Source organism: Variovorax sp. BGA-UO-ETr-C22 (genome assembly GCF_059567965.1).
On record NZ_JCAQPA010000009.1, the window covers coordinates 21,014 to 42,433 of the forward strand.

The 21,420-nt window shown below is 65.4% G+C and carries 14 protein-coding genes; all 14 read left to right on the top strand.

The genetic code is table 11. The annotated features are described in order from the left end of the window. Positions 1-9: 9 nt before the first annotated feature. Positions 10-2,733 carry a type VI secretion system ATPase TssH gene (gene tssH, locus AC57B8_RS09605; RefSeq protein ID WP_496479501.1) on the top strand — a complete coding sequence of 908 codons (2,724 nt, stop codon included), beginning with the start codon at positions 10-12 and terminating at the stop codon, positions 2,731-2,733. A gap of 38 nt (positions 2,734-2,771) precedes the next feature. Continuing rightward, on the top strand, positions 2,772-5,597 hold the full coding sequence (locus AC57B8_RS09610) for a type VI secretion system Vgr family protein (RefSeq protein WP_496479502.1): 2,826 nt from the start codon (positions 2,772-2,774) through the stop codon (positions 5,595-5,597). 11 nt (positions 5,598-5,608) lie between these two features. Next, the gene (locus tag AC57B8_RS09615) at positions 5,609-6,553 is read left to right on the top strand and encodes a DUF4123 domain-containing protein (protein ID WP_496479503.1); all 945 of its coding nucleotides are present in this window, start codon (positions 5,609-5,611) and stop codon (positions 6,551-6,553) included. A gap of 4 nt (positions 6,554-6,557) precedes the next feature. Further along, positions 6,558-9,866 carry a T6SS effector BTH_I2691 family protein gene (locus tag AC57B8_RS09620; protein WP_496479504.1) on the top strand — a complete coding sequence of 1,103 codons (3,309 nt, stop codon included), beginning with the start codon at positions 6,558-6,560 and terminating at the stop codon, positions 9,864-9,866. 6 nt (positions 9,867-9,872) lie between these two features. Then, positions 9,873-10,790 (top strand): DUF6708 domain-containing protein, encoded by a 918-nt coding sequence (locus AC57B8_RS09625; protein ID WP_496479505.1) that lies wholly within the window; start codon positions 9,873-9,875, stop codon positions 10,788-10,790. Between the two features lie 186 nt (positions 10,791-10,976). Continuing rightward, positions 10,977-11,417 carry a hypothetical protein gene (locus AC57B8_RS09630; RefSeq protein WP_496479506.1) on the top strand — a complete coding sequence of 147 codons (441 nt, stop codon included), beginning with the start codon at positions 10,977-10,979 and terminating at the stop codon, positions 11,415-11,417. 153 nt (positions 11,418-11,570) lie between these two features. Beyond that, on the top strand, positions 11,571-14,444 hold the full coding sequence (locus tag AC57B8_RS09635) for a type VI secretion system Vgr family protein (protein WP_496479507.1): 2,874 nt from the start codon (positions 11,571-11,573) through the stop codon (positions 14,442-14,444). Next, positions 14,441-16,018: a hypothetical protein gene (locus AC57B8_RS09640; protein WP_496479508.1), complete on the top strand. Its 1,578-nt coding sequence runs from the start codon at positions 14,441-14,443 to the stop codon at positions 16,016-16,018. Before AC57B8_RS09635 ends, AC57B8_RS09640 begins: the two co-directional genes overlap by 4 nt. 3 nt (positions 16,019-16,021) lie before the next feature. Continuing rightward, a complete protein-coding gene (locus AC57B8_RS09645) occupies positions 16,022-17,026 on the top strand; it encodes a PoNe immunity protein domain-containing protein (protein WP_496479509.1) in 1,005 nt (334 codons plus the stop codon). A gap of 36 nt (positions 17,027-17,062) precedes the next feature. Continuing rightward, positions 17,063-17,935: a PoNe immunity protein domain-containing protein gene (locus tag AC57B8_RS09650; protein ID WP_496479510.1), complete on the top strand. Its 873-nt coding sequence runs from the start codon at positions 17,063-17,065 to the stop codon at positions 17,933-17,935. Positions 17,936-17,957: 22 nt separating this feature from the next. Continuing rightward, positions 17,958-18,701 carry a hypothetical protein gene (locus AC57B8_RS09655; RefSeq protein WP_496479511.1) on the top strand — a complete coding sequence of 248 codons (744 nt, stop codon included), beginning with the start codon at positions 17,958-17,960 and terminating at the stop codon, positions 18,699-18,701. Between the two features lie 73 nt (positions 18,702-18,774). Beyond that, positions 18,775-19,740, top strand: a complete 966-nt coding sequence (locus AC57B8_RS09660; RefSeq protein ID WP_062474802.1) for a LysR substrate-binding domain-containing protein — start codon at positions 18,775-18,777, stop codon at positions 19,738-19,740. A 136-nt stretch (positions 19,741-19,876) separates the two neighbouring features. Beyond that, positions 19,877-20,461 carry a Dps family protein gene (locus AC57B8_RS09665; RefSeq protein WP_139700624.1) on the top strand — a complete coding sequence of 195 codons (585 nt, stop codon included), beginning with the start codon at positions 19,877-19,879 and terminating at the stop codon, positions 20,459-20,461. Between the two features lie 88 nt (positions 20,462-20,549). Continuing rightward, on the top strand, positions 20,550-21,413 hold the full coding sequence (gene ubiA, locus AC57B8_RS09670; RefSeq protein ID WP_496479512.1) for a 4-hydroxybenzoate octaprenyltransferase: 864 nt from the start codon (positions 20,550-20,552) through the stop codon (positions 21,411-21,413). The last annotated feature ends 7 nt before the right edge of the window (positions 21,414-21,420 follow it).

Here is a 21,420-nt window from a genome sequence, read left to right on the forward strand (position 1 = left end):
CCACCGCTCATGAGCACCTCGCTGAAGACACTGATCACCAAGCTCAACGCCAGCGCCCGCATGGCCACGCAGCGCGCCGCCAACCTGTGCCTGGCCCACGGCCACTACGAGGTCGACCTGGAGCACCTGTTCCTGGCGCTGCTGGAGCAGACCGACAACGACCTCGCCCGCGTGCTGCGCGCCAACCGCATCAGCGCCACCGCGATCCAGTCGGACCTGGAGCGCGAGATCCAGACCTTCAAGAACGGCAACACGCGCACGCCGGTGTTCTCGCAGCACCTGCAGCAGCTGTTCCAGCAGGCATGGCTCTTGGCCTCGCTCGACGCGCACGCGGCGCAGATCCGCTCGGGCCACCTGCTGCTCGCGCTGCTCACGCAGCCCGACCTCGCGCAGCTCGCGCAGCGCGGCTCGCCGCTGTTCGCGAAGATCCGCCTCGAAGACCTGAAGCACGATTTCGACAAGCTCACCGACGGCTCGAGCGAAGCGGCCGAGGCCGGCGCTTCGGGCGCGGCCACCGAAGGCGACGCGCAGCAAGCGCCGGCCGACCCGCTGGCCGCGGGCGTGCCGGGCAAGACGCCCGCGCTCGACCAGTTCACCACCAACCTCACGCAGCGCGCGAAAGACGGCGCGCTCGACCCCGTCATCGGCCGCGACACCGAGATCCGCCAGGTCATCGACATCCTGATGCGCCGTCGCCAGAACAACCCCATCCTCACGGGCGAGGCCGGCGTCGGCAAGACGGCCGTGGTCGAAGGGCTGGCACTGCGCATCGCCGCGCAGGACGTGCCCGAGTCGCTGCGCGCCGTGGCGCTGCACACGCTGGACATGGGCCTGCTGCAAGCCGGCGCGAGCGTGAAGGGCGAGTTCGAGAACCGCCTGAAGAACGTGATCGCCGAAGTGAAGAAGAGCCCGCACCCGATCGTGCTTTTCATCGACGAGGCCCACACCATGATCGGCGCGGGCGGCCAGGCAGGGCAGAGCGACGCGGCCAACCTGCTCAAGCCGGCGCTGGCGCGCGGCGAGCTGCGCACCATCGCCGCCACCACCTGGGGCGAGTACAAGAAATACTTCGAGAAGGACGCGGCGCTCGCGCGGCGCTTCCAGGTCGTGAAGGTCGAGGAGCCCAGCGAGACGCTGGCCGCCGCCATGCTACGCGGCATGGTGCCGCTGATGGAGAAGCACTTCAACATCCGCGTGCTCGACGAAGCCATCACCGAGGCCGTGCGCCTGTCGCACCGCTACATCAGCGGGCGGCAACTGCCCGACAAGGCCGTGAGCGTGCTCGACACCGCGTGCGCGAAAGTGGCGCTCGGCCAGAGTGCAACGCCGGCGTTGATCGAGGAAGCGAACCGCGGCCTCGAACGCATCGAGGCCGAGAGCGCCGCGCTGGTGCGCGACACCGCGGCCGGCGGGCGCCATGAAGCGCGCCTGGCCGAACTCGCGGAAAAGAAAAGCGCGCTGCAGGCCGAGCTGGCCGCGAGCCAGCAGCGCCTGGCCGAAGAGAACGCGCTGGTCGAACGCATCCGCGCGCTGCGTGCGCAACGCGACGAATCGGCTGCGCAGCCCGAGGCTGCACCCGCCGTTGCAGAGAAGGCGCCGGCCCGCGCCGCCAGCCGCAAGAAAGCTGCTGCCACTGCAGACCCCGCGCGCGACCAGCTCGATGCCCTGCTCGCCGAACTGCGCGCACTGCAAGGCACCACGCCGATGGTGCCGCTGCAGGTCGACGGCCACGTCATCGCCGAGATCGTCTCGGCCTGGACCGGCGTGCCGCTGGGCCGCATGGTCAAGGACGAGATCAAGACCGTGCGCGCCCTCGACACCCTGCTGGCCGAGCGCGTCATCGGCCAGGACCACGCGCTCGCCGCCGTGGCCCAGCGCGTGCGCACCGCGAGCGCGCGCCTGGAAGACCCCAACAAGCCGCGCGGCGTGTTCATGTTCGTCGGCCCCTCGGGCGTGGGCAAGACCGAGACCGCACTCGCGCTGGCCGACATCCTGTACGGCGGCGAGAAGAAGCTCATCACCATCAACATGAGCGAGTACCAGGAGGCGCACAGCGTGTCGGGCCTGAAGGGCTCGCCGCCCGGCTACGTGGGCTACGGCGAAGGCGGCGTGCTCACCGAGGCCGTGCGCCGCCAGCCCTACAGCGTGGTGCTGCTCGACGAGGTCGAGAAGGCCCACCCCGACGTGCTCGAGATGTTCTTCCAGGTGTTCGACAAGGGCATGATGGACGACGCCGAGGGCCGCGAGATCGACTTCCGCAACACGCTGATCATCCTCACCTCGAACATCGGTTCGTCGCAGATCATGCAGGCGTGCCTCAACAAGGCCGACGAGGAGCGCCCCGCGCCCGACGCGCTGGCCGACGCCCTGCGCCCGGTGCTCATGAAGGCCTTCAAGCCGGCCTTCCTGGGCCGCATGAAGGTGGCGCCGTTCTATCCGATCACCGACGCGGTGCTCGAGCAGATCATCGCGCTCAAGCTCGGCCGCATCCGCGACCGCATCGCGACGAATCACAAGGCCGTGTTCGAGTGGGACGACGCGCTGGTCGAGGCCGTGCTCGCACGCTGCACCGAGGTCGACTCGGGCGCGCGCAACGTCGACCACATCCTCAACGGCACCTTGCTGCCCGAGATCGCCGAGGCCGTGCTCACGCGCATGGCCGACGAGACGCCGCTGGCCAAGATCAAGGCCAGCTGCGGCAAGGGCGGCGAGTTCCGCTACCGGATCACCTAGGCGCAGCAGCCGCGCGTGCCCACGGGAGAACAAAAACAATGACGACGACCTTCACATCGGCCTCGCTCGGCGGGCTCATGCGCGCGGGCACCACGCAGCGCGATCGCCTGCTGGTGCTGCACACGCCGCTGGGCGAGAACAAGCTGCTGGCCGAGCGCCTGGACGGCGTGGAGTGCATCGACGGCGGCGGCTTTCGCTTCGAACTCACCGCGCTGAGCGACGACGCGCACATCGAACTCAAGAGCCTCATCGGCCAGGGTGTGCGCCTGGACCTGCAGACCGCGCAAAGCCGCACCGAGCTGCGCCCCTTCCACGGCCATGTGAGCGAGGCCGAGTGCGTGTCGAGCAACGGCGGCATGGCGCGCTACCGGCTCGTCATCGAACCCTGGATGGCCTTCCTGCGGTATCGCCAGGACAGCTGCCTGTTCCAGCACCAGAACGTGTTCGACATCGTCGACGCCGTGTTCGGTCGCTACCAGAGCCAGGGCCAGCTCGCGCCGCAATGGCGCTGGGAGATCGCCCAGCGCGACATCTACCCCGTGCGCGGCATCACCACGCAGTACCAGGACAGCGACTTCGACTTCGTCGCGCGGCTGCTGGCGGAAGAGGGCCTGTGCTACTGGTTCGAACACGCCACGGGCAAGGACGGTGCGCTGGGCAGCCACACCCTCGTCATCGCCGACCACAACGGCGCCTTTCGCGCCAATGCCCAGCCCACCATTCGTTTCCACCGCGCCGATGCCAGCGAGCGCGAAGACACCATCCAGCAGTGGCGCGGCCATCGCCAGCTGCAGACCAACAGCCTCGCGCAGCAAAGCTGGGACTACAAGAGCGTGAACGCACGCCCCGTGCAACAGCAAAGTCGCGCCGCGGGCCAGCGCACCCTGCACTGGAGCGACGACCCCGGCGCCTACGACTGGGAGACCTCCGCGCAGGGCGAGCGCCTGCTCGCCAACGCCCTGCAGGCGCTGGAGCTGCGCAACAAGCGCTTCGAAGGCCGCAGCGCCGTGCGTACCCTGGCGCCCGCCACGACGTTCACGCTGAGCGGACACGAGCAGCACGACAAGGACAGCGAGCAGGACCGCCGCTTCGCCGTGCTGGCCGTGCGCCACATCGCACGCAACAACTTCGACGAAGACCTGAAGACCGGCATCGGCGAGCGACTGGGTTTGCCCGACATCGCCACCGAGCTCGACAGCGGCAATGCCGACGCAAAGGCAGACGCCGTCACCCACTACCGCAACGAATTCACCACCGTGCGCGCGGCCATCCCCTACCGGCCGCTGAGCCTGGACGGCCACGGCCAGCGCATCCATCCCAAGCCCAGCGTGCACGGCAGCCAGAGCGCCATCGTCATCGGCGTGGGCGGCGCCGATGCGCCCGTGCACACCGACCGCGACCACCGCATCAAGGTGCAGTTCCACTGGCAGCGCGGCAGTGCGTCGAGCGCACGCCAGTCGCGCACCGACGGCCAGGACAACGCGCCCGCCGCCGACCGCCTGGGCGCCTGGGTGCGCGTGGCCGCCAGCGCCGCCGGCGACAACTGGGGCCAGATGAGTTTGCCGCGCGTGGGCCAGGAAGTGCTGGTGGAGTTCCACCACGGCGACATCGACCGCCCCGTGGTCGTCGCCGCGCTGTACAACGGCGCCGGCCAGGTCGACGCCCAGCACAACCAGAAACCCGCGGGCGCCGCCCAGTCCACCGGCAACGCGCCCGCGTGGTTCGCCGGCGAAGGTAAGGGCGCGAAGGAGCATGCGCACAACGCCGTCTTCAGCGGCATCAAGACCCAGGAACTGAGCGCCAGCCAGAGCGGCGACGGGGGCTACAACCAGCTCGTCTTCGACGACACCCCCGGCCAGGGCAGCACCAGCCTGGCCACCACGCAAGCCAGCAGCCGCCTGCACCTGGGCCACCACAAGCAGCAGGACGACAACGCGCGCGGCAAGGGCCGCGGCCACGGCGCCGAACTGGCCACCACCGCGCAAGGCGCCATCCGCGCGGGCGCAGGCCTGCTCGTGAGCGCCTATGCCCAGCCGAACGCCAAGGGCGCGTTCATGGCGAGTCGCGAAGCGCAGCAGCAGACGAAACAGGCTGAAGAGCTCGCCACTTCACTCGCCCAGAGTGCGCAGACGCAGAAGGCGCAGATCAAGGGCGAAGGTGCTCCGGGCGAGCTGCCGGCCATCGCCGCGCTGAAGCATGTGGCTGAAGTGCTGGAGGCGAAGCAGGAGGGCGGTGCTGCGGCATCAAGCAACGGATCGGGCGGCGGCGAGATCAAGGCCACCGAAGGCGGCCACGGCAGCGTCACCGCCTACAGCGAGCCGCACCTGCAGTTCAGCGCGCCCATGGGCATCGGCTTCGTCACGCCCAAGGAAGTGATCGCCGTGAGCGGACAGCACACCGCGATCGTCGCGAGCCAGGATGTCGACCTGCCCGCGCAAGGGCAGATCGCGGTGAGCGTGGCCAAGGGGGTGAGCCTGTACACGGTGGGCGCGAAGGCCGGAGAAGGCGGCGAGCCGAACCAGGAGCGCGGCATCGCGCTGCATGCGGCCAGCGGCAAGGTGAGCCTGCAGAGCCAGGCGGGCGCCACGAAGATCGCGGCGGACAAGAAGGTGACGATCGCCAGCACGGCGAAGGACGTGGCCGTGGAGGCGCCCAAGCACGTGCTGCTGACGAGTGCGGGGGCGTACATCAGGCTGGAGGGATCGAGCATCAAGATCCATGCGCCGGGGAAGGTGACGTTCAGGGGGATGCATAACTTCGTGGGGCCGCAAGGGGACAGCAGCAGCAACTCGCTCTCCGGCAGTGACCTGCAACCGTGCCCCAAACAAGACGACGCCGCGGCCAGCGGCGCCGTCGCCTTGTGAGGCAGCCACCCATGTTTGAACGCCTTGCCAGGCAACTGGGTGAATCATTGCAGGAGGACGAGACGCTCTCGGCCTACGTGCTGATCGACCCGATGCTGCGCGAGCCCTTTCCCGCCGAGTGGCTGGAAGCGGAGTCGCGCCAGACATGGCCTGTCCCCGTTCACCATCCGCTGCTCAAGGAAAGGCAACTCCCCCGCCTGATCCACCTGCATCCGCATGACACGCGGCTGCTCGAAGCCAGCTTGGCACAGGCAGCAGATGAACAGGCCGATCCAGACTCCGAGCGCACGCAGGGGTTCGCGCTCGGCGGATGGCTGTTGACTGCCGCGCCGGTGGACGCGCTGGTTCGCCACCTTGCACGCGTCATGCAAGGTGGGTTCTGGGGGCAACGCAGTTCGCAGCTCATCCGCTGGGCCGATCGCAGGGTCATGCAGTGGATGTGGCCTGTACTCACGTCGGCACAGCAGGCGAGCCTTCTCGGCCCGGTGCAACGCTGGTACAGCCTCGACAGGTGCACGCAGCTGGTGCTTTTCCAGTCCGATGCCAGTCCAGACCCGGCGTCGGCCCGGTTCAGCACGGCGCAATGGAACCATGCGCTCAAGAGCGAAACGGTGCACGACCTCCTGCGGGGCTGGCAGCGCTTTGCCGGCGTGCTGCCGGCCGACCACCTGCAGCAGGCGTCGCGGGCCGCAGATGCGGTCATTGCCGCAGGCGTGGTCAATCGACAGGACCGGGTCCTGCTGGGCGCCTACGTCCTGCAGATCCACCCCGAGCTGACGACGCACCCGATCGTGCGCACGGCCATCGCGCGTGCCATCGGAGGCGATGCATCGCTCGCCGAGGCGCTCGACGACATCCCCGACCCTCAAGGCTGGGACGCCATCCGGGCCGAGCTCGACCCGGCGTTCGCTCGGGCCTCCATCCAACAGACTGCACAGGGAGAACACCTTGGCTAGCACCATGGCCCTCAATTCCTACTCGGCGGCGGCGAACAAGGCGGCCGCCAACACGCCCGCCTGCGCGACAGGAGGTTGCCCGGCCTGCGAGAAAGCCGGCCTCCCGGTGCTTCTGGTGCGTCCTGGTGTGGCCGACAAGGCGTATGCCGAGAACGCGGCGCGCAGCGGAACGACCCGGGTGCTGATGGATTCCAAGATCCCGGTGCCGCAACTGCCAACGTCGGGGCATGTCGCCAGAACGCTGCGCCCCGGTTATGTCATTGCCTACTACGAGAAGTCGCACACCCCGACCCTGAAGAGCCAACGCGGCTGGGAAGCCTTCAAGGTGCATGAAGGTGGCTACCTCACCCCGCACCCTCTCGAAGGCTCGGCCTCGGGCAAGGACGAAGAGGCCTTTTCCTGCAGTCGCACCGCCGCGTACGCCAGCGCGATGCTGTTCGTGATCCAGGACGCCAAGAACGCCGGCAAGGTCTGGGTGGCCTACAGCGACCATCTCTGGAGCCCGGAGGTTCGGCATCTGTACGGGAACGACAAGACGCTGCGTCGCAAGCGAATGACCAAGATCGATGCGCCCGACGCATCGTGCAGTCAATCCCTGCCGTTGACCGACAAGCTGGTGCAGACTGCGGTGGCCGACTACGACCCCGGTCGCCCTGCGTCGGCGCTTCGCGGCAACCCGTTTGCACCGCTGCCCGGTTCTGGAAAGCCGGGCGTGCCCCACACGCGCCCGGAAACGGCAGGCACCCTGCATACGGAGGCCCAGCGAATCCTGGCCGCCGGCAACCAGGCCAGCAAGAAAAAGCCCTACTCGCCCAACGACGTCATGATCGTCGGCCTGATCGACCCGATCGGCGCGACCGCGGAAACCGCCCAGCGCCGCATCACCCTGTGCAACGATGCCGCCGAATGGGTCATCACGCAGACGTCCGGCTACCAGAAGCTGCAAACGGCGCTGACCATCGAAGGGCTTCTCAAGCGGGCCGACGAGCAGGCGCAGGCGCGCAAGGCGCCATTGACCGATCCGCAGTACGCCGGCCTGAATGGCAAGGAGGTCGGCGAAAAGGAGTTCAAGGACATGAAGGCGGCAGGAAAGCTCCCGCCCGAAGCCACCCTGGAGCCCAAGTACGAATACAACCCCTACGACATCAATGGCGATGGCCGCACCCGCGTGTATGGGCGCGGCATCATCAGCTTCCCCAGCGCCTCGCAGATCGACCGGCAGGCCACCAGCCTGAAAGAAGACATTCTGGACGGGGTCACGGGGGGCAAGCGCAAACCCGCCCACCGCACCTTCCTGGGCAGCTACCAGACCAAGATCAAGGAAGACCGCCAACGCCTCGAACGTCTGGAGCTGGACTACCAGGTCTGGCTGCAGTCCGAGCAACGCAAGCTGATCACCGGCTTCGACTTTGACGAGGCGACACCCAGTGACGGCATCTTCTACGCCGCCGCGGTGGGCATGTGCACCCATGGCGGGCCGATCACCGACAAGGGCACCGAGTGGTTCAAGGACTTCCTGCTCAAGGACCCCAACGACAAGGAGGCATTGCTGGTGCGGTCGTTGCTGGGCAACCAGAAGTCGGCTTTCGAGAGTTTCCAGGAGGCCTTCAAACCCACCAAGGTCCACAAGGAAATCAAGAACCTCTTCAAGCTGATCGAGGAAATCGAGAAAGCGGTCGCCGCCGGCACGCCCTTGCCGGCCGGCGACAAGGCGTTGCTGCGTGCCGTGCCTGAGATACGCTGGCTCGCCCAGCAATTGCCGCTGCTGAAGAACCTGGCGTCCACCTATGGCCATCTGACCCTGACCGTCGTGGGCGCCACCTCGATGGCGCTGGACAAACTCCAGCAGCTGCCGGCGCCCCTGCGCGACAAGTTGCAGGCACTGACCGAATCGATCACCAACACGCTGGGCAAGGCCGCGGGCGTGACCGTGCACAAATTCAGCATCTCGCTGGACAAGGCGGCCGCCTACTGGCGCCAGCAGATGGGGCTGGTGCGGGGCCTGGCGCAGCGCGCTGCCGATGCGGCAGACAGCAAGCAGGTCAAGAGCCTGGTCCTGGGCGGCGCCATGTGGTTCAACGTCGGCGGCAGGCCGGGCACGGCCAACGCGCTGATCGACGTCTACGTCGCCGTGCGCCAGGGTGCCGCCGCCGCGCCGGGGGCGGTGGATGCGGCCACTGCGGCCGGGGCCAAGGCCGGCTCGGACGCGCGGGCAGCGGCCGGTGCGTCGGCCGACGCCGTGGCCGATTTCGCTCGCCGGGTCGGGAAGACGGGCTCGGACGTCATGCGCGAGAGCATGGCCGTATTCAAGCAGGGCAGTGCGACGTTTTCCGCGGCCGGCGCGCTGCTGCAGGTGCTGTCCATCAGCAAGACCTGGCACACGCTCGAGACGGGTACGCAGGAAGAGCGCACTTACGCCAGCATCACCTTGCTGACGACGGGGCTGGGCGTGACCGGCGCGCTGCTGGAAATCAGCGAGGCGTACGCGAAGCAACTCGGCAAGACGGCGTCGGCGTTGGGATTGAAATTGGTGGCGGGGAGTGCGTCGGCGATATCGCTTCTATTCGACGCTGTGAGTGCCTTCTTGCGGCACAGAAATGAAAAAGAAAAAGGAGATTCCGATGCATCGGCCCTGTACCTTGCCCAAAGCCTGTTCTTTGTCGGTGCAGCCATCGCCGGTGGAATGTACGTGGCCGGAACTGCAGGTTGGATCACGGGAACCGTGGCGGCCGGCTGGGGCTTGTCCTGGACGGGGTGGGGATTGCTGCTTCTCGGGCTGGGCTTGATTGCGGGTTTCATCGCCATGTTGCTGAACGATGCGCCCACTGTCGAATGGGTGAAGCGAAGCATCTGGGGCGAAGCCAGTGACAAATGGGGAAATCTGCAGAGGGAACAGAATGAACTCAACAAGGTCTTGCTGGGTGTTCGCGTCGATTTCTATGCGGGAATCAAGACGACTTTGCAAGGACGCTCGGTTGGCATGGCCCCGATCCTGGTGAACGTTCCCACGGACACATACGAAGCATGGACGCGCCTGTTCATCCCGGTTCAGTTGCGTGAGCTGGTGAAATACGAACTCGGGTTTGAAGTGACTGGCACGCCGGATCAGCGCAAGCAGTGGAAATTGAACGCGCAGGACAAGATCGTCGAAGGGCCGAAGACCAAGATATTTCCGCTGGAAATCAACGATGAATCGATCACTCGACGGGTGGAAATGAGCCGCGACGCGATGAGCGGCATCAAGGGCAATGTGAGGATCTGGGATGCACCTGAAGGAGGCGAGCTCATTGTCGATGAGTCACTCGCCAAGTGACAGATCATGAGCCGTGAAAACAATCCGGACTACGACATTCGGCTGCCGCAATGGAATGCGCCCGACCCGCAGTTTGAGTTCGTCGAGAAAGTCCAGAAGAAGAGCCTGCTGGGAGGAAAGTCTCCCTGGCGCATCGCCTCGCGTGAAAAGCGCGAGCCCGTGCATGGGAAGGCGAGTTCGTGCGATTCCTTGTTGGGCATTCATCCGAACGCCATCGTTGTGGGCGCACCGGCAGGAACGACCGAAATCACATTCATGATGGGGCTGTACGCAGTCCTCGTCGGATTCGCTGCCTGCATGTTCGGATGGGGCGCGTTCGAATCCATCATGGATCTGGATTCAAGCAGGTCGGACTACGTTCTGAACTTGTTGATGTCCATGGTTTCGACGATGGCCGCGCTCTTCTTTCTGGTCGCGGCCATCTTTTTCTTCAGAGTCGGATTCCTGACGCCCCGCGATTTGCCGGTTCTCTTCAATCGCAAGACCAGGGAGGTTTCGTTCTTCACCGTCATTCCGATGAAGTTCTGGAAGGTCTGGCAGCGCGCAGGCGTTGGCGAAGTCAAGACCTGCCGCTGGGACGACGCCTATGCGCGGAGCTACCAACTCACCGAGATCACGGGCGAAGCGGCGCGCTCTTCCTATCTGCTGGCGCTGCTGTGGGGCGACCCCAGGCAACCCAGGCAATGCCAGGAGATCGTGACCATTGGCTACAAGGGCTGGTGGGAGGATGAATTGCTCTGGCGCCTGTATGAGCACATTCGACGCTACATGGAAGAAGGCGGCCCGCCGATCCAGGCGGGCGAGAGCCTGCGGCGCTCGGGGACGGGCAAGTTGCCGCAATTCCCGCCAGAGGTCATCGCCGCCGCTGGCGGGTTGGCCTTGAGCGAAGAAGAGGTGCGTCGTTTGGCAGGCATTCGCGAATGACGGACGCCTGCCATTCGAGACAGTCCTTTCATATCCCAGATCAGTGGAGGCAACGACAGCCATGACATCCGCCGACCGTATTCCCGCGCCGTGCGGCGCCCGCGACCTGTGACGAGATTTGCGCTGCTTGCTGCGGGTGCTGTGGCACTCCTCGTCGCATCGGCGGTGGCCTATCGCGGCTATAGGGTGAACACGAGCACCTCCGACACATCCACCGCGGTATCGAGCGATGAGAGCCGGGCCCAGGGAAGGCTGTTGGCAAAGCTGCGTTTCGATGCGCCGTCTTTTGGCGATTGCTCGGTCCATGACGCGTGGCTGGAAAAGTCCTCCACGTTCGTGACGCGCAGCTGGTTCGGAATCCGTCTTGGAAATGAAACCATTCCGACGGCCGCCATTCATGTGGTCCTCGACATGCCCAAAGATCCGTTCCTGTCTGCGCAAAGCCTGAGCTTCGATGAGACGAACCCGACCGCGTCCAGCCTGGGACTGACCGGCTCGTTCACCCAGACCGTCACGATCAATGCAAAGCGCTACCGGCTGTTCGGATCGAACACCGTGTTTCCGCCGCCTGCGGTCATGACATTCAGCTGTGGCACAGCAAACGCACATGCAACGTTGGCGAACTAGGATTTTTCCGGTCCACGCGATGTCGATCGGCCAGCCCCTGAACCGACAGGGCGGGAAGATTGCGCGCGGCCATGCATCGAACGAAGACCGGCACGACCGGCACTGACACCAGGGAGGTGGATATCCATGTCATCAGACACATCAAGCAGCTTCATGCCGACGCCATGGAAGCTCGAAGGCCTGAACGTCGCACGGCTCTCGGAGCAGGCGCGGCTCATCAAGCTGCAGCTGCCCGCGTCGGCGCCGCAGAACGCCGTCGTCGTCGAGCGCTTCACTGGCACCGAAGGCCTCAACGAACTCTTCGACTTCACCATCGACACCCTCGCCACCTCGAGCGAGTTCGACCCGTTCGCGCTGATCGGCGAAGAGTTGAGCCTGCGCCTGCTGTTGGCCAACGGCAGCTTTCGCACCTGGCACGGTTACCTCACGGCCGTCGATGCGCTGGGCGGTGACGGCGGCCTGGCGCGCTACCGGCTGCACCTGCAACCCTGGCTCGCCGCGCTCGGCCTGCGCCGCGACAGCTTCGTGTACGCCGCCAAGCACGTGCAGGACATCGTCAGTGAAGTGTTCGCCGACCACACGACCGCCAGCTTCAGCTTCGAAGTCGCGCAGGAGATGCCCGTGCGGCCCACCTGCGTGCAGTACCGCGAATCGGACCTGGCCTTCGTGCTGCGCCTGCTGGCGGAAGAGGGCCTGAGCTTTCGCTTCGAGCATGAGCAGCAACAGTCGACGGGCAGTGGAAGCGGAAACACCACGCCCTCGCACCACCGCCTGGTGATCTTCGACCGCGCGGCAACCCCGCCCGACTGCGCCTTGTCGCAGATCCGCTTCCACCGCGTCGACGCCACCGAAGCGACCGACGCCATCACCGCCTGGAGCAGCCGGCGCCAGGTCACTACCAACGCCGTCATGCGCAACGCCTGGGACGCCAGCGTGCTGCAGGCCCCCACCGGCGCGGTGCAGAGCGCGCTGGCCATGGGCGAGGTGCCCGTGCTGGAGCACTACGACGGCGCCGGCGCGCAGCGCTATGCCGACAGCGCCACCGCCGCCCGCCGCGCCGAGCAGCAGCTGGTGGCCTTCGAATCGCGCATCAAGCGCTACGGCGCCGCGGGCAGCGTGCGACAGCTCGGTGCCGGCGAGCGCTTCACGCTCACGCAACACGACCGCTACGAGGGCCGCAAATTCCTCGCACTGCGCGTGCGCCACGAGGCCGCCAACAACCTCGGCGCACAAGCCGCGCAGGTGCTCGAGGCCGGCGAGCTCGAGAAGGGCAGCTACCGCAACAGCTTCGAGGCCCAGCCGGCCGAGGCGCAGGTCGTGCCGCTGTGGCGGCCCAAACCCACGGCCCCCGAGGCCATGGTCGCGCTGGTGGTCGGCGGCGATGACGACGAGGCACCGACGGCGGTCCACACCCAGCGCGATCATCGTGTGCAGGTGCGCTTCCATTGGCAGGCCCAGCGTGCGGGCCAGCAGCAATCGACGGGCAGCGGACAAGGCAGCCTCGTCGCCGCCGGTCGTCACGCCAGCAACCGCCAGTCCGTCTGGCTGCGCGTGGCTGCGCCCGTTGCCGGCCCGAACTGGGGCGCACATCACCTGCCGCGCGTGGGTTCTGAAGTGCTCGTGTCCTTCATCGAAGGCGACATCGACCGACCGGTAGTCGCCCAGCAGCTCTACAACGGACAGGACCTGCCGCCCTGGTCCGCCGGCACCGATTCATCGGCCAACCACGCCGGCGTGCTCTCGGGCTGGCACAGCCGCGCGCTCGACGGCAGCGGCTACAACCAGTGGATCGCCGACGATGCGCCCGGACAGGTGCGCACCCGCCTGGCCAGCTCGCACGCCGCGAGCCAGCTGAACCTGGGCCACCTCAACGCCCAGTCACCCGACGAGAGCAGTCGCGGCGCCTGGCGCGGCAGCGGCGCCGAGCTGCGCTCCGACGCCTGGGTCGCCACGCGCGCCGGCGAGGGCTTGCTGATCTCCACGCTGGCCCAGGAGCGTGCGGCGGGCAGCGTGCAGGACACCACCAGCGTGCGCGGCCAGCTTGCGGGCGCGCTGCGCGAGGCGCAGAAGCTGTCCGATGCGGCCGGCGGCGCCAAGGCGCTGGCGCTGAGCGCCACGGCGCTGCTGCAGCCGCTGATCGACGACATCGATCCGCAGAAGAATGGGCACTATCCCGGCAGCGTCAACGGACAGGACGCGCGCGAGCCCAAGGGTGGAGAGGGCGCAGGCGCACGCGAAGGGCAAGACCCCGTGCCCGCCTTCGCCCGGCCGCTCATGGTGCTCGATGCGGCCATGAGCCTGAACATGGCCACGCCTGCGAGCGCGACCGTGTACGCAGGCGAGGCCATCCACTGGACTGCGCAGGCGCAAGCTCACGTGGCTGCGGGCAAGACCGTGAGCTTTGCGGCTGGTAAATCCGTGGGGCTCTACAGCCACAAGGGCGGCATCCAGGTCATCGCGCAGGACGGACCGGTGAGTGTGCAGGCGCACACCGACGAGCTCGAATGGCTGGCCAAGGAAGGCTTCACGGTCACCAGCAGCAATGACGAGATCCACGTGCTGGCGCAGAAGAAGATCACGCTCAAGGGCGGGCAGACGAGCATCGAGCTGGATGGGGCGAACATCACCTTGAAGATGCCGGGGCTGCTGGATATCAAGGGGACGAGCAAGAGCTTTGTGGGGCCGGGGCGGGGTTCGGTGGAGTTGCCGCAACTACCGTCCGACGCGATGGACCTCAAGAACTGGATCGCACTCACTTATCACTATGCCGATCTGGACCCCGTCGCAGGCGCCAAGTACACCGCGACCTTTTCAGATGGTTCTGTTCGCAGCGGCAACTTGGACGCACAGGGGCATGCTCGAATGGAGAACGTGCCACCGGGTCCGGTCAAGGTGAAATACGAGGAGGTGAAGACGATCGACCCCTCCGTGCATTCCAAAGACAAGGCACAAGCGGACGTCTCGGCATGGCGCAGCGCGTTCACGGCGGCGTTCGCGGATCAAGTTGAACAGGGAGTCAAAAAATGAGCGGCGACAGAGGTGAATTGGTCAGTCTCGAAGACGCGCATGCGCACACCTACCTGAGCGACGCGTTCGATTGGGTGCGGGACCTGGCGGCCAAGGGCGCGCGCAGCGCTGCGGACACCGTGGACGACTGGACGATCGAACTCGACAAGCTGAACTTCAATGGCTCCGACGCATTGAAAAGCTACCTGCGCGAACAAGGCAACTGGGTCTCCGACCTGTTCGCTGAAATACTCAGCCTTGTCGAACTGATCAATCCGCTGACCATCGGCAAGCAGATCGCCATCTGGATTCTGGAGGACTTCCGCGACGTGTTGCGCGCCTTGGCGTTGCTGGTCGACTCCAAGGACGACACGGCAGAGGAAACCAAGGGTGCCCTGGTGGAGCTGGGCATGGCCGCTGCCGCCTTGTGCATCCCCTACGTGGGACGGGCCGGCAAGGTGATCTACCGGATGCTGCCGAAGTTCGCCAACATGCGTTTTGCGGTTGCCGCGCTGGAGACGGGTGAAGGCGCGGCGATGCTGCGGTTCCTGGGTACCGGCGACACCCTGGGATACCTCAAGGGACTGAACTTTCCGTCCTACGCGGGCAAGATCAATTCGCTGCTGCGCCAGATATTCGACAAGATCGGGGCTGCGGTGGGGCGCTATCTGCCCAAGATGTCCAAGGTGATCAGCGAGTGGTACGCCAAGATCAGTGGTTGGGTGACGAGCGCTCTCAAGCAGGTCCAGATCTGGGTGGCTGCAGCCGTTGCCAAGCTCCAGCATGTGGTCTACAACGCCGCGACCAACATCACGAACCCCAAGGTGCTGGACAAGATTCCGGACAAATTGCTCGACTGGATGTACGCGCAGATCAACGGCAACTTGTGCGAGAGCTGCGTGGACAATTACTTCATCAACTTCATGGGCTACTCGCGTCTTTTCCCAGCGCCAAACACATCCAAGCGCGACACCAGCGCGTTCTTCGGCTCGGACCAGGGTATCGATGGCCTCTTCGAAAAAGAGCCCAGTGTGGTGACCGGTGGAACCTTGCTGCCACCGCACTACAACGGCATCCCCAACAGCCTGGGCTGGATATTGGACGAACTCGATGTGGAGATACCTGGGGAGCAGATTGCGAAGGCGGCCGTCAGCCGCAGCATCAAGCCCTTCGGCGATATCGATTCAGACTTCAACCCGGTGACGGGCAAGCCTGCCACGTTCCCGCGCTTTGTGGTGATGGAGGCCAAGTTCGGCTATCACGTCAAGTCGGGCAACAAGCTTCAGGACATTGAATGGAAGAACAAGCTGGGGACGACGACGACGGGGGTGAAGCAGATGAGTCGAACGTGGATCGATCAACGTCTGCGAACTACCGTTTTTCCGCCGGATCCGACCACTGGGAGAGTGCCGCAAAAGCTCAGCGATATCCAGAAAATTGGCTACCTTCGCTGGCTTTATGGATGCCAACCCGCCAATGCCAAAAACAGCAAGAAGGCGAGAGCGCGCGGCGGAAGGCGGATGCAGGGATTGGCATTTTTTCCGCCTTATTCATTGCGTGGGTACGACATCGACAAAATGAAATGGAACGTCTAGAAAATGGCTGACTTCTATTCGAATCGGCGCGAGCGCTTCTTAAACGAGGAGCCTTATCTACTCCTTGTGAACGCAACCCGAGAAAACGTCGCCGAGCTTGAGGGCTATCTAAAAAATGATCTGGCCTCCGCGGATGAGAATGCATGGTCCCGTTGGCATAGCTTCATGGCAGGCGCCAAGTTTTCGTTGCTCATTGGTCAGTACTCGGCCGGACGCCCCGTCACGGAGGTCGCAACGGCGTACCCTCCCATGCTCCGAACCATCGAAGCTCAGTGTCTTCCGAATTCGACCTATCAGACTGAACCGCTCTATCTCGAGGAACTCGACGGCTACCACTACGCCATGACCTTGCTGTCGTTGGCCAAGCTGCTGCGCCACGACGACCTCGTTCCACGCGTGGCCGCACTGTTCGATGTGGCCCGGTCCGAAAATAGAGGAAAGGATGCTTTGTACGAAACGCTGCTTGGAAAGCTCGGCTTGCCGACAGTTCCTGCGAAGGGCATGTTGCGTTTTCTCAAAGCCCATCCACTTCTGTTGAAGGCCATTGAGGCGCCCCCCCAAAAACGCCCTCTATTCATCGCGGAGTTCCTAAGGAAGTGGTACTCCGCAATGAAGGGAACCTACTGGCATGGCCTGCACGACAAGGTACCGCAGAGCTTCTTTGGCTACTGGGCCTTCGAGGCCGGGCTGGTGACCTACCTCTGGGATATCGACGACAGCAGCTACCGAGACCTGCCGTTCTATCCCAAGGACCTGGTTGACTATGCGCGCACGCATGGCGCGGTCGCATCGCCTGACACCAGCGCTTCCCTTTCAGCACAAGACGGCCCTCCGATCTCCACACGAGGTGGAGAGCCTTGCCCACTGGCCGGCTGGTGGTTCACGCCAGCCAAGGCGGGCAGCCGACGCTACTTCAAGGCGGACGAGGTCATGCCCGTCATCGAGGGCAGCAGCTACGGCGCAACCTTCTGGCAATGGAGTGCGGATCAAACGGCGCCCAAGCTCTGAGACTCAAGTCAAATGCGCGGTTTGGACTGGTGAGCCATGAGTAGTTTCTCCTCGAAGTGTCGCGAAAAATTTCTGAATGAAGAGCCCAGTTCGGTCCGCCGGCTGGGTCTGCACGAAGACATTGCCGATGCTCAGCTGCTGCTCGACACAAGTCTCGGAAAAGAGGGCTTTCGCGAAGATGGCTGGTTTGCTTGGAATTGGGCCATCGCCAGCGCCAAGAGACGTCTCTTGGTTCACTCCTATTCGGACGGCAGCCCGATGGAGCACCTCGCTGCGGACTTTCCCGGCGTGCTTGCTGCGCAAGAGCCATCAAGCCTCCCGCATCCATTGCACGAAACCGAGCCGTTCTTCCTCGAGGAACTCGACAGCTACCACTACGCCATGACGTTCCTGTCCTTGGCCAAGCTGTTGCGTCGTGACGACTTGGTTCCACGCGTTGTGGCCTTGTTCGATGTCGTCTACACCGACAACCGCGGCAAAGACGCGCTCTACGAGGCGCTTCTCGGAAAGCTGGGGCTGCCGACGGTGCCAGCCAAGGGCATGCTGCGCTTTCTCAAAGCCCATCCACTGTTGTTAAAGGCCATTGAAGCCGAGCCGAGAAAGCGCCCCTTGTTCGTGGCTGAACTCCTCGAGAAGTGGTATCCGGCTATGAAGGGAACTGCGTGGCATGGGTTGCACGACAAGATCCCGCAAAGCTTCGATGGCTACTGGGCTTTCGAGACAGGGCTGGTGACCTACCTCTGGGACATCGACGACAGCAGCTACCGAGACCTGCCGTTCTATCCCAAGGACCTCGTTGACTATGCGCGCACGCATGGCGCGGTCGCATCGCCTGACATCAATGCGACCCTTGCGACAAAAGACGGTCCCGCCACCTCCACCCGAAGTGGAGAGGCTTGCCCGAAATAGGGATGATGGTTTAACCAGTCCCATGTGGCTCTACCTGCATCACACCGCCTCCGACCTCATCGACCTGACCCCCACAACCGGCCATTGGCGCCCAGTCGACGACGCCGAGAAACCGCCAGGCGCCTCGTTCCTTGCCGACCTCCCCGTCAAAGGCGGCTACACGATCGAGAACGACAAGCGCTACTACAGCTACTGGACGTCCGACGAGAAGTTTGTCTTTCGCACCGACGACGGTGCCGTGTTCGAGATCTGCCAGAAGCGCGACGACGGCTCCGTGGTGATGCTCTCGCCCGTCCTGCGCAGCGAGATCGCGCCTTCGCGGTGCGGCGATGGGCGCTTGCGGCAAGGCTTCAGCCAGTTCCGGCTGGTGGAGGCCGCGACAGGCCAGGTCGTCTTCGCGCTGGACTACAACGCCGAGCGCTACCAGCGCCTGTACCAGGCCGACTTCACCGCCGCGGCGGCGGAGCAGGATCTGTCCGACTGGGATTTCTTCATCGCCCTGCAAGGCGCCATCGAGATCTTCGAAGAGCGTGCCGCGTCCGGCCGCGTCGCGTTCTCCGTGCAGGACGATGGCTCGGCGCAGATCCAGGGGCACCGCATGCGCCGCGACGAGCTGCTGTTTGCGGACACGGGCCAGACCTGCCCCCGCTCGGGCATCTGGGCCTGCCTGACCGATCTGCGCGTGAGCGTGGCGGTCACGCAGGGCGAGCCGATGCCCTCGAACGGCGGGCAGCCGGTGCAATGGGTCTGGAGCCGCGCCGGCTGAGCGCAGCGCAGCCCGCGGCTTTTAACCCCGCCCCAGCCGGGTCACAGGCCCTTGCGCATAATTGACGCAAGCTATGACTCTCACCGAACTCAAATACATCGTCGCAGTCGCCCGCGAGCGGCACTTCGGCAAGGCGGCCGAGGCCTGTTATGTGTCCCAGCCGACGCTTTCGGTGGCCATCAAGAAACTCGAGGACGAACTCGAGGTCAAGCTCTTCGAGCGCAGCGCCGGTGAAGTGACCGTGACGCCGCTCGGCGAGCAGATCGTCCAGCAGGCGCAGAGCGTGCTCGATCAGGCCGCCAGCATCAAGGAGATCGCCAAGCGCGGCAAGGACCCGCTGGCCGGCCCGCTGAACCTGGGCGTGATCTACACGATCGGCCCGTACCTGCTGCCCGACCTGGTGCGCCAGGTGATCGCACGCACGCCGCAGATGCCGCTGGTGCTGCAGGAGAACTTCACGGTCAAGCTGCTCGAGATGCTGCGCGCCGGCGAGATCGACTGCGCGATCATGGCCGAACCCTTTCCCGACACGGGCCTGGCGATGGCGCCGCTGTACGACGAGCCCTTCATGGCGGCGCTGCCCGTGAAGCACAAGCTGGCCGACCGCGAGTCGATCACCTCGGAAGAACTGCAGAGCGAGACGATGCTGCTGCTGGGCACAGGCCACTGCTTTCGCGACCACGTGCTCGAGGTGTGCCCCGAGTTCGCGCGCTTCTCGAGCAACGCCGAGGGCATCCGCAAGAGCTTCGAGGGCTCGTCGCTGGAGACGATCAAGCACATGGTGGCCTCGGGCATGGGCGTGACGCTGGTGCCGCGCCTGTCGGTGCCGGCCGAGGCGCTCAAGCCGAAGGTCAAGGGGCGCAAGGAGCCCGAGCAGATGGTGCGCTACCTGCCCGTGCGCGACGCGCAGGACCGCGACCCGCCGATGCGCCGCGTGGTGCTGGCCTGGCGCCGCACCTTCACACGCTACGAGGCGATTGCAGCGCTGCGCAACGCGATCTACGCGTGCGAGCTGCCGGGTGTCAAACGACTCTCCTAGCGATTCGGGGCCTTCGCCTACGCGCGGGCTGTTTGGGATCGCTGATCGCTGGGATAGAGTGAAGCTGTTGCGAAGCCGCCTGCCGGCTTTCAGAATTTCGGTGTTGTCACCCAACTTCAAGAAAGACCCCTCCGCCATGGCCAAACCCCCGAAAAAGACCAAGTCCCCGTCGCCTGCCTCCTCTGCCGGCAAGGTGCCCAAGAAGGGCGGCGCCGTCGTCGCGCAGGAGTCGGGCAGTCGCAACGCGCCGATCATCAACATCGGCATCGAACGCCAGGACCGCGCGGCCATCGCCGAGGGCCTGAGCCGCGTGCTGGCCGACACCTACACGCTGTACCTCACGACCCACAACTTCCACTGGAACGTGACGGGGCCGCACTTCAACTCGCTGCATGCGATGTTCATGACGCAGTACACTGAGCTGTGGGGCTCGACGGACGTGCTCGCCGAGCGCATCCGCGCGCTGGGCCACTACGCGCCGGGCTCGTACGCCGAGTTCAGCAAGATCGCCACCGTGCCCGACGTGCCGCAGACCCCGCCCAAGGCGATGGAGATGGTGCGCATCCTCGTGAAGGGCCACGAAACGGTGTCGCGCATCGCGCGCGAGTTCATCCCGGTGGCCGAAGAGGCCGGCGACGATCCGACCGCCGACATGCTGACCGCCCGCTGCACGGTGCACGACCAGACGGCCTGGATGCTGCGCTCGCTGCTCGAGGACTGATGACGTCCTGATCTTCCGGTACGCCGGGAGCCCCCTCAGAGAGCGGCACAATGGCCGCTCTTTTGACGTCTGCCTTGCCGCTTTTCGCATGCCTCTCGCCCGCCGTTTCGCGCTCTACCTCGATCTGATCCGCTGGAACCGGCCGGCCGGCTGGCTGTTGTTGCTGTGGCCCACGTTGGGCGCGCTCTGGTTCGCGGCCGATGGCTGGCCCGGCTGGCATCTCGTCGTGGTGTTCACGCTCGGCACCTTCCTGATGCGCAGCGCGGGCTGCTGCGTCAACGACGTGGCCGACCGCGATTTCGACCGCCACGTGAAGCGTACGGCCCAGCGGCCCGTCACGAGCGGCGCGATGTCGGTCAAGGAGGCGTTGGGGCTGGGCGCGGTGTTGGCGCTGCTGTCCTTCGGGCTGGTGCTCACCACCAACCGTACGACCGTGCTGTGGTCGTTCGCGGCCCTGGCGATCACGCTGATCTACCCGTTCGCCAAGCGCTTCGTGTCGATTCCGCAGGCCGTGCTGGGCATTGCCTTCAGTTTCGGCATCCCGATGGCCTTTGCCGCGGTGCAGTCGACGGTGCCGGCCTTCGCCTGGTGGCTGCTGGCGGGCAACCTGTTCTGGGTGCTGGCCTACGACACCGAGTACGCGATGGTCGACCGCGACGACGACCTGAAGATCGGCATGAAGACCTCGGCGATCACGTTCGGTCGCTTCGACGTGGCGGCGGTGATGGCCAGCTACGCGATCTTCCTGGCGGTCTGGATCTGGGCCGGTGCCAGCCGGTCGCTGGGGGTGCTGTTCTATCTGGGCATCGCCGCGGCGGTGGCGCAGGCGCTCTGGCACTGGCGCCTGATCCATGACCGCACGCGCGAGGGCTGCTTCAAGGCCTTCCGCGAAAACCACTGGCTGGGTTTCGCGGTGTTTGTCGGCATCGTGGCGGGCTACACCGTCCGGTAGCCCACCT

Coding starts and splice junctions, on each gene's coding strand:
- AC57B8_RS09660 (WP_062474802.1), top strand. CDS start 18,775: ATGACTCTCACCGAACTCAAATACATCGTCGCAGTCGCCCGCGAGCGG.
- AC57B8_RS09625 (WP_496479505.1), top strand. CDS start 9,873: ATGAGCCGTGAAAACAATCCGGACTACGACATTCGGCTGCCGCAATGG.
- AC57B8_RS09650 (WP_496479510.1), top strand. CDS start 17,063: ATGAGTAGTTTCTCCTCGAAGTGTCGCGAAAAATTTCTGAATGAAGAG.
- AC57B8_RS09610 (WP_496479502.1), top strand. CDS start 2,772: ATGACGACGACCTTCACATCGGCCTCGCTCGGCGGGCTCATGCGCGCG.
- AC57B8_RS09645 (WP_496479509.1), top strand. CDS start 16,022: ATGGCTGACTTCTATTCGAATCGGCGCGAGCGCTTCTTAAACGAGGAG.
- AC57B8_RS09615 (WP_496479503.1), top strand. CDS start 5,609: ATGTTTGAACGCCTTGCCAGGCAACTGGGTGAATCATTGCAGGAGGAC.
- ubiA (WP_496479512.1), top strand. CDS start 20,550: ATGCCTCTCGCCCGCCGTTTCGCGCTCTACCTCGATCTGATCCGCTGG.
- AC57B8_RS09665 (WP_139700624.1), top strand. CDS start 19,877: ATGGCCAAACCCCCGAAAAAGACCAAGTCCCCGTCGCCTGCCTCCTCT.
- AC57B8_RS09655 (WP_496479511.1), top strand. CDS start 17,958: ATGTGGCTCTACCTGCATCACACCGCCTCCGACCTCATCGACCTGACC.
- AC57B8_RS09635 (WP_496479507.1), top strand. CDS start 11,571: ATGCCGACGCCATGGAAGCTCGAAGGCCTGAACGTCGCACGGCTCTCG.
- AC57B8_RS09620 (WP_496479504.1), top strand. CDS start 6,558: ATGGCCCTCAATTCCTACTCGGCGGCGGCGAACAAGGCGGCCGCCAAC.
- tssH (WP_496479501.1), top strand. CDS start 10: ATGAGCACCTCGCTGAAGACACTGATCACCAAGCTCAACGCCAGCGCC.
- AC57B8_RS09640 (WP_496479508.1), top strand. CDS start 14,441: ATGAGCGGCGACAGAGGTGAATTGGTCAGTCTCGAAGACGCGCATGCG.